This is a genomic window from Actinomycetes bacterium (assembly GCA_035489715.1).
GTDB lineage: Bacteria > Actinomycetota > Actinomycetes > JACCUZ01 > JACCUZ01 > DATHAP01.
Genome location: DATHAP010000052.1, coordinates 1 through 7,601 on the forward strand (window position 1 = coordinate 1; position 7,601 = coordinate 7,601).

The 7,601-nt window shown below is 72.6% G+C and carries 10 protein-coding genes and 1 riboswitch; of the genes, 4 read left to right on the top strand and 6 right to left on the bottom strand.

Translation table 11 applies throughout. The annotated features are described in order from the left end of the window. The coding region (locus tag VK640_04555; GenBank protein HTE72455.1) for a trehalose-phosphatase at window positions 1–294 on the top strand (294 nt) is incomplete at its 5' end. Window positions 295–300: 6 nt separating this feature from the next. Here VK640_04555 and VK640_04560 read toward each other — a convergent pair. The 5 genes from VK640_04560 to VK640_04580 all read right to left on the bottom strand — a co-directional run bounded on the left by VK640_04560 (window position 301) and on the right by VK640_04580 (window position 3,780). Further along, window positions 301–876, bottom strand: coding sequence for a TIGR03086 family metal-binding protein (locus VK640_04560; protein HTE72456.1), 576 nt, complete (start codon window positions 874–876; stop codon window positions 301–303). 9 nt (window positions 877–885) lie between these two features. Next, the gene (locus tag VK640_04565; GenBank protein HTE72457.1) at window positions 886–1,374 is read right to left on the bottom strand and encodes an SRPBCC family protein; all 489 of its coding nucleotides are present in this window, start codon (window positions 1,372–1,374) and stop codon (window positions 886–888) included. Beyond that, on the bottom strand, window positions 1,371–1,751 hold the full coding sequence (locus tag VK640_04570; GenBank protein HTE72458.1) for a metalloregulator ArsR/SmtB family transcription factor: 381 nt from the start codon (window positions 1,749–1,751) through the stop codon (window positions 1,371–1,373). Before VK640_04570 ends, VK640_04565 begins: the two co-directional genes overlap by 4 nt. Window positions 1,752–1,874: 123 nt before the next feature. After that, complete coding sequence (locus VK640_04575; GenBank protein ID HTE72459.1) at window positions 1,875–3,356, bottom strand: trehalose-6-phosphate synthase; 1,482 nt, start codon at window positions 3,354–3,356, stop codon at window positions 1,875–1,877. Continuing rightward, on the bottom strand, window positions 3,349–3,780 hold the full coding sequence (locus tag VK640_04580; GenBank protein ID HTE72460.1) for a hypothetical protein: 432 nt from the start codon (window positions 3,778–3,780) through the stop codon (window positions 3,349–3,351). Before VK640_04580 ends, VK640_04575 begins: the two co-directional genes overlap by 8 nt. 84 nt (window positions 3,781–3,864) lie before the next feature. Continuing rightward, a riboswitch (SAM riboswitch) is annotated at window positions 3,865–3,982 on the top strand. Window positions 3,983–4,028: 46 nt separating this feature from the next. Here VK640_04580 and thrC point away from each other — a divergent pair. Both thrC and VK640_04590 read left to right on the top strand, forming a co-directional pair. Then, window positions 4,029–5,285: a threonine synthase gene (thrC, locus tag VK640_04585; GenBank protein HTE72461.1), complete on the top strand. Its 1,257-nt coding sequence runs from the start codon at window positions 4,029–4,031 to the stop codon at window positions 5,283–5,285. 178 nt (window positions 5,286–5,463) lie between these two features. After that, window positions 5,464–5,667 carry a cold-shock protein gene (locus VK640_04590; GenBank protein HTE72462.1) on the top strand — a complete coding sequence of 68 codons (204 nt, stop codon included), beginning with the start codon at window positions 5,464–5,466 and terminating at the stop codon, window positions 5,665–5,667. A gap of 91 nt (window positions 5,668–5,758) precedes the next feature. On the opposite strand, the gene VK640_04595 is transcribed toward VK640_04590, so the two are convergent. After that, complete coding sequence (locus VK640_04595) at window positions 5,759–6,691, bottom strand: alpha/beta fold hydrolase (protein HTE72463.1); 933 nt, start codon at window positions 6,689–6,691, stop codon at window positions 5,759–5,761. Window positions 6,692–6,908: 217 nt separating this feature from the next. Here VK640_04595 and groEL point away from each other — a divergent pair. After that, a partial coding sequence (groEL, locus tag VK640_04600) for a chaperonin GroEL (GenBank protein ID HTE72464.1) occupies window positions 6,909–7,601 on the top strand: 693 nt, incomplete at its 3' end.

Here is a 7,601-nt window from a genome sequence, read left to right on the forward strand (position 1 = left end):
GAGCCCGGCCGGCTGGTGTTGGAGCTGCGGCCGGCCGGTGCGGACAAGGGTGCCGCGCTCCGGGGGCTGGTCGAGGAGCGTCGCCCCTCCGCCGTCGTCTTCGTCGGTGACGATCTCGGCGACCTGCCGGCCTACGACGAGGTGGAGCACCAGCGGAGCCTGGGCCTGCCGGGGCTGCTCGTGTGCAGCGGGTCCACCGAGGTCACCGCGGTGGCCGAGCGGGCCGACCTGGTGGTGGACGGACCCGAGGGCGTCGCCGCGCTGCTCGGTGCGCTCGCTGCCGAGCTCGGCTGACCCGGCTCAGCCGTGGGGCCAGCCAGGGTCCCGGCCGATGAAGCCCAGAAGGCGGGTCTGGACGTCGGCGTCGGCCGGGACGGCGACCCGCGGGCCGTACTGCCCCGAGGAGCGCATCACGTCCTCGATCGGCTCCATGCCGGCGAGCAGCTGCTCGCAGAGGTCGCGGTCGAGGCGCTCGCCCTGGCCGGACGCGCGGGCCAGGTCCCAGGTGTGCATGAAGACGTCGGAGGTGTAGAACCGGTCGACCGCCTGCGGCAGAGGCATGGTGCCGGTGTGCGGGTTGGAGTACTCGCGGTCCGCCGATGCCGGGTCGTCCAGCACCGCCTGCACCCCGTCGGCATGGACCTGCCAGGCCGCGACCGGGTCATCGGCGACGCGCGGGCCGGTAGGGAGTCGCACGTCGCAGCCCATGGCGAGGAAGCCGGGGAACCACTCGACCAGGTGGCTGACGACGTCGCGGGCCGTCCACCCGTCCACCGGCGCCGGCGCCGACCAGTCGGTGGTGCCGCGGACCCGGTCGGAGAAGGCGCCGGCGATCCGCCGGTGCCGCTCGGCCGGGTCCGCTGCCGCCAGGGACACGTCGGTCACCTAGACGGCCCCGTCGCCGAGGAGTGCGTCGAGCTTGGCGTAGCCGTCGTTGACGCCGGACTCCATGCCGCTGGCCAGCCAGGCGTCGCGGCCCTCGAAGCTGTCGCACAGCGACTCGGCGACCAGGCGGGTGCGTCCGTCCCCCAGGTCCTCGAAGCGCAACGTCTCCAGGGACACGCCGTCGGGCATGGCCTCCCAGGTGAAGGTCTGCACGATCCGCTCCGGGCTCACGGTGTGGAAGCAGCCGCGGAAGGCGTACTCCTCGTCGCCGCGGATGCCGACGAACCGCCATGAGCCGCCGTCGCGGGCGTCCCAGTGGTCGATCTTGGTGGTGATGTTGTGCGGCCCGATCCACCGGGCGAAGAGGTCCGGGTCGGTGTGCGCCCGGAACAGCTGCTCCGGCGTGCCGGCGAACTCGCGCGTGATCCGGATGATCGGGACCCGCGGGTCCGCCTCGATGGTCGCCTGGGCCGGGTTCGTGGTGGTCATGATGCCGTTCCTTCCTGTCGTGCGGGCTGGGTGTCACCGGTGCGGCCGGTGTCGCTGGTGTCGTTCATCTCGGCCAGCAGCTCGTCGAGGCGCTGGTAGCGCTCCTCCGCCTGCCGGCGGTACCTCTCGATCCACTTCGTCATCAGGTCGAAGACCTCCGCCTCCAGGTGCACCGGGCGGCGCTGCGCGTCTCGGGTCCGGCTGACCAGTCCGGCCTCCTCGAGCACCTTGAGATGCTTGGAGACCGCCTGGACGGTCACCGCGTAGGGCGCCGCCAGGTCGTTGACCGTCGCGTCGCCGGCGGTGAGCCGGGCGACCATGTCGCGGCGGGTCGGGTCGGCCAGGGCGGCGAACACCCGGGAGAGCTGGTCGGTCACGGCGTCCGTCCTCAACTGATCGGTTGAAGAAACCGTAGACCGGCTCGCCGGCGTTGTCAACCGTCGGGTTGAACACGGTCCCCGGTCGGTCCCCAGCCTGCGGCCGACTGTCCAGGCGAAGCGTCAGTCGAGGGCGGCGACCTGGTCGGCGACCCACCGGGAGGGTGGCAACCCGCTGGACACCGAAGCGAGGCGGGTGCTGCGCGCCAGCCGCTCGTCCGCGTCCATCGACAGTGCTCGGTGCAGCGCGTCGGCCGTGCCCGAGACGTCGAAGGGGTTGACCAGCAGCGAGTCCTCGCCCAGCTCGTCCGCCGCGCCGGCCTCGGCCGACAGCACGACCGCGCAGCCGTGCTCCGAGACGATCGGCATCTCCTTGGCCACCAGGTTCATGCCGTCGCGGACCGGGTTGACCAGCAGCACGTCGCCGACCCGGTAGAGAGCGAGCGACCGCGCGTAGTCGTCGGTCACGTCGAGGACGATCGGGCGCCAGTCCTCGGTGCCGAACTCGTCCTCGATCTCGTCGGCGATCCGCTGGACCGTCGCGGTGTACTCGCGGTACTCCGGCAGGTCGTGCCGGCTCGGGTACGCCGACGCCAGGTGGGTGACCCGGCCCCGCCACTGCGGGTACCTGCGCAGCAGTTCGGCATAGGCGTACAGCCCGCGCGCGATGTTCTTCGACAGCTCGGTGCGGTCGACCCGCACGATCGCGCGGCGGTCCCCCAGCCTGCGCCGCAGGGCGCCGAGCCGCACCTCGACGTCGTCCTGGGCGGCGCGCTCCCGCAGCGAGTCGGCGTCGACCCCGAGCGGGTGCACGCCGAGGTGGGTGGTGCGTCCGCCCCACGTCACCGAGGTGCCGTCCTCCACGTCGGCGCCGAGCACCTCCGCGCAGCAGTCGGCGAACGCGCGGGCCCACCGCAGGGAGTGGAACCCCGCGTGGTCGGCGCCGAGCATGCCGAGCAGCGTCTCGCGGGCCACGTCGGGGGGCAGCAGCCGGAAGTAGTCGACCGGCGCCCACGGCGTGTGCGAGAAGTGCGCGATGCGCAGGTCGGGCCGCAGGTCGCGCAGCTGCTGCGGCAGCAGGGTCAGGTGGTAGTCCTGCACGAGGACCTTGGCGCCCGGCGCGGCCTCCGCCGACAGCGCCTCTGCGAACGCCCGGTTGTAGGACTCGTAGTCGGCCCACTCGCGCCGGAAGCCGGCGTCGAACACCGGCGCGGTGGGCGTCGCGTAGAGCAGGTGGTGGACGAACCAGAGGGTCGAGTTGGCGACCGCGTTGTAGGCCCGGTGGAACACCGCCGGGTCGATGTCGAGCATCCGCACGGCCAGCCCGCCGGTGTCGTGCCCGTCCCGGTCGAGCCGGCCCTCGGGTGCCCGCCGGGCCGCGGCGTGGTCGCCGTCCGAGAGTGCGGCGCAGACCCACACCACGTCGGCGTGGCCGTGCTCGCCCTCGCCCATCGACGAAAGACCGGACACCAGTCCACCCCCGCCGCGGCTGGCGACCAGCGAGCCGTCGTCCGACTCGACGAAGGACAACGGCCCGCGGTTGGAGGCGACCAGCAGGTCGGCACCGGTGGCGTCGCCGGTCGCCCCGGCCGCGCGGTCAGCCATGCCGCTGATCATGCACCTCGGCGTCGCGGCGCCGGTAGCCGCCGTCCTCGAGCCCTGCGAGGCGCTCGAAGACGTTGTACGTCGCCAGGTCGCCCGCCCGCAGCCACGACCACACCGCGGCCAGCCCGTAGAGGGGCACCAACAGCGGCCCGAGACAGACGGCGTACTGCGTCGCGTGCCGGGACTCGTGCACGAGCAGTCGTGGCCGTCGGCCGAGGACGTCGTCGTCCACCCGGAGCAGCACGACGTTGCCCACCGTGAACGCCGGTGCGCTCGGGACCCGGAGCCGGTAGCCGCGGGCGAGGACCAGCCCGTCCGGCCCGGCCGCGGTCCGCGCCCGGCCGAGCCGTGCGACCAGCAGTCCCAACGGGGTCGACAGGTTGACCCAGTTGGCCACCTGCCGCACCCGAAGCGCCCGTCGCACGACCACATCGTGCCGTCTCAGGCCGCGGACGGGGCGGTCCGCGGGGCGAGCGGCGCTCCTACAGTGGTCGGCACAACTGAAGACCGCTCATCCAGAGGGGCAGAGGGAACGGCCCGTTGACGCCCCGGCAACCGCACCGACTCGCACTCGGTCACGGTGCCAACTCCGACCCGGCGCAGCTCGCGTCCGGGACAGATGAGGAGAGGACGCGATCGAACGTGACGACCAGCCTGTCCGCCGTACCCACGGTGTCGACGACCCCCGGCCCCACCCCCGCACCCGACCTCGGGCCCGCGCGCGCGCTGTCCTGTCGGGAGTGCGGCGCCACCCAGCCGCTCGGCCCGTTCTACGCATGCTCCGAGTGCTTCGGCCCGCTCGAGGTGTCCTACGACTTCGGGACGGTGACGCAGGCCAGCATCGAGGCCGGCCCGCGCAACATCTGGCGCTACCAGTCCCTGCTGCCCGTGCCGAGCACGGTGCGCGAGGTGGCCAACCTCGAGCCCGGCTGCACGCCCCTGGTCCGCGCCGACAACCTGGCCAGGGCGCTGGGGATGCGCGCGCTGTGGGTCAAGGACGACAGCGCGAACCCCACCCACTCGTTCAAGGACCGGGTCGTCGCCGTGGCGCTGGCCGCGGCGCGCGAGCTCGGGTTCACCACGCTGGCCTGCCCGTCGACGGGCAACCTGGCCAACGCGGTCGCCGCCGCAGCGGCGCGGGCCGGCATCCGTTCCGTCGTGCTCGTCCCGGCCGACCTCGAGCAGCAGAAGATCGTCACGACGGCCGTCTATGGCGGCACGCTGGTGGCGGTCGAGGGGACGTACGACGACGTCAACCGGGTCGCCTCCGAGCTGGCCGGCGAGCACGAGGACTGGGCGTTCGTGAACGTCAACGTGCGGCCCTACTACGCCGAGGGCTCGAAGACGCTCGGCTACGAGGTTGCCGAGGCGCTGGGCTGGCGGCTGCCGGAGCAGGTCGTCATCCCGGTCGCGTCGGGGTCGCAGCTGACCAAGGTGGACAAGGCGTTCGGCGAGCTCGGGGACCTCGGCCTGGTCGAGCCGACGCCGTACCGCATCTTCGGCGCGCAGGCGTCCGGGTGCTCCCCGGTGTCGGCGGCGTTCAAGGCCGGGCACGACGTCGTACGTCCGGTGCGGCCCTCGACGATCGCCAAGTCGCTGGCCATCGGCAACCCGGCGGACGGGCCGTACGTCCTGGACACCACCCGCCGGACCGGCGGTGCCGTAGAGGACGTGTCGGACGAGGAGGTCGTGGAAGGCATCCGGCTGCTGGCCCGCACGGAGGGCATCTTCGCCGAGACGGCCGGCGGCGTGACCGTGGCGACCCTGCGCAAGCTGCTCGAGTCGGGGCAGATCGACCCGGACGCCGAGACCGTCGTCTTCAACACCGGCGAGGGGCTCAAGACGCTCGACGCGGTGGCGCCGCACGTCGGGCCGGCGGCGACCATCCCGGCCTCGGCGGACGCCTTCGGTGCGACGGGACTCGGCTGACCGGGTGGACCTTGTGGTCCGCCCGGACCACGACATCACCCGATGTCACGGAATCGCCCCCTGGGCGTGACGGGCGCCACTACGCTGCCGCTCGGTCGAGCCACGACGCCTTGGTACGAGCACGACCCGGGGCCCGCGACGTGCGGGTCCTGTCGGCTCAGCACCAGGAGTAACGGAAATGGCTCAGGGCTCCGTCAAGTGGTTCAACAGCGAGAAGGGCTACGGCTTCATCGCGGTTGACGGTGGCGCGGACGTCTTCGTCCACTACAGCGCGATCCAGATGGACGGCTACCGCTCCCTCGAGGAGGGGCAGCGCGTCGAGTTCGAGATCTCGCAGGGGCAGAAGGGTCCGCAGGCGGACTCGGTGCGCGCGGTCCAGTAGCGCGCACCGCTGCTGCGCGGCAGCGTCGACGACGGCCCGGTCCCGTGGGGACCGGGCCTTCGTGCGTCCGGGCCCGTGGCGCACGACCGGCTCAGCCCAGGCAGCGGCCGCCGACCGGACGGAACGTGCGGCGGCAGCCGGTCAGCGCCGCGTCGTCCCGCACGGCGGCGACCACCGCGTCGACGGCCGTCGCGACGATCGCCTGGTTGCCTTCGTGGACGGCGTGCGGGGCGCCGAGCACCTCGACGTGCACGGCGTCGGTCGAGGACGCCGCGAGCCGGTCGTGGTAGCGGTACCAGAGTCGACCGGCCGCACCTGTGATCGCGTCCGAGCTGAGCACGACCGTCGGGCGGCCGCCGAGATCGACCGCCCGCAGCGCCCGGACGGTGCGCCGCGTGTCGACGAGCCGACCGCCTTCGTCCCACGTGATGTGGTCCCAGGCCCGGTCGACGAACTGCTCCGCCGCCGAGGAGTCCTCGAGCACCAGCCCGTCGACCAGGCCGCCGTGGCGCTCGGTGAAGGCCTGGACGACCAGCCCGCCGTACGACCAGCCGAGCAGGACGTAGGGCGGCTGCTCACCGCGCGCCACCAACGTCGCGGCCAGCTCGTCCGCGGCGTTGCCCGGCCACGGGTCGGGTTCGCGCCGCCGCAGCGGCGGGCTGTCCCCGAGACCGGCCCGGTCGTACGAGCAGACCCGGTGCCGACGCGCGAGGTCCGTGACCAGCCCGTCGAAGGTGTGCCGGGAGGCGCCGAGCCCGCTGACCAGGACGACCGTCGGCCTGGCGTGGCCCCGGCACGACATGGCCAGGCGCTGCGCGGGCGAGGCGGCGACCGGGGGCGTCCCCGCAAGGCTGGTGGGGCTGGTAGGACTGGTCGAGCCGGTCGGGCTGGTCGTGGCCGCTGGCGCGGTGGCCGTCGGCCGGCGGTCCCGGGCGGCCGTGGGCTCGTCCGGACCGCTGCCGCACGCGGCGAGCGTGCCGCCGAGCAGCGCCCCGACGGCCAGGACGGTTGCAGCGGCTCGCACCCGGCCAGGCTATGTGTCGGATCACCCGGCTCCGCTTGCACTCCCCGGGGCTGAGTGCTAATCATGGGACTAGCACTCGACACGTGAGAGTGACAGAACGACCGGATCCGGCCAGGTGAGGCCGTCCGGCGCCGGTGACGACCGCCGGCCCGGCCGACCGTCCGTCGCGGGCGCCCCCGGATCCGTATCCACCCCGATCGGGAGGACCGGAAACCGCATGTCAAAGATCATTGCGTTCGACGAGGAGGCCCGGCGCGGGCTCGAGCGGGGCATGAACCAGCTCGCCGACGCCGTCAAGGTCACGCTCGGCCCGCGGGGCCGCAACGTCGTCCTCGAGAAGAAGTGGGGCGCCCCCACGATCACCAACGACGGCGTCTCCATCGCCAAGGAGATCGAGCTCGAGGACCCCTACGAGAAGATCGGCGCGGAGCTCGTCAAGGAGGTCGCGAAGAAGACCGACGACGTCGCCGGTGACGGCACGACGACCGCGACCGTCCTGGCCCAGGCGCTGGTGCGCGAGGGTCTGCGCAACGTCGCCGCGGGTGCCAACCCGATGGCGCTCAAGCGCGGCATCGAGAAGGCCGTCGAGCGAGTGAGCGAAGAGCTCTCCAAGATGGCCAAGGACGTCGAGACGAAGGAGCAGATCGCCTCCACCGCGTCGATCTCCGCGGCTGACCCGTCGATCGGCGAGATGATCGCCGAGGCGATGGACAAGGTCGGCAAGGAAGGCGTCATCACCGTCGAGGAGAGCAACACCTTCGGTCTCGAGCTCGAGCTCACCGAAGGCATGCGCTTCGACAAGGGCTACATCTCGCCGTACTTCGTCACCGATCCGGAGCGCATGGAGACGGTCCTCGAAGACCCGTACCTGCTCATCGTCAACAACAAGATCTCCAACGTCAAGGACATG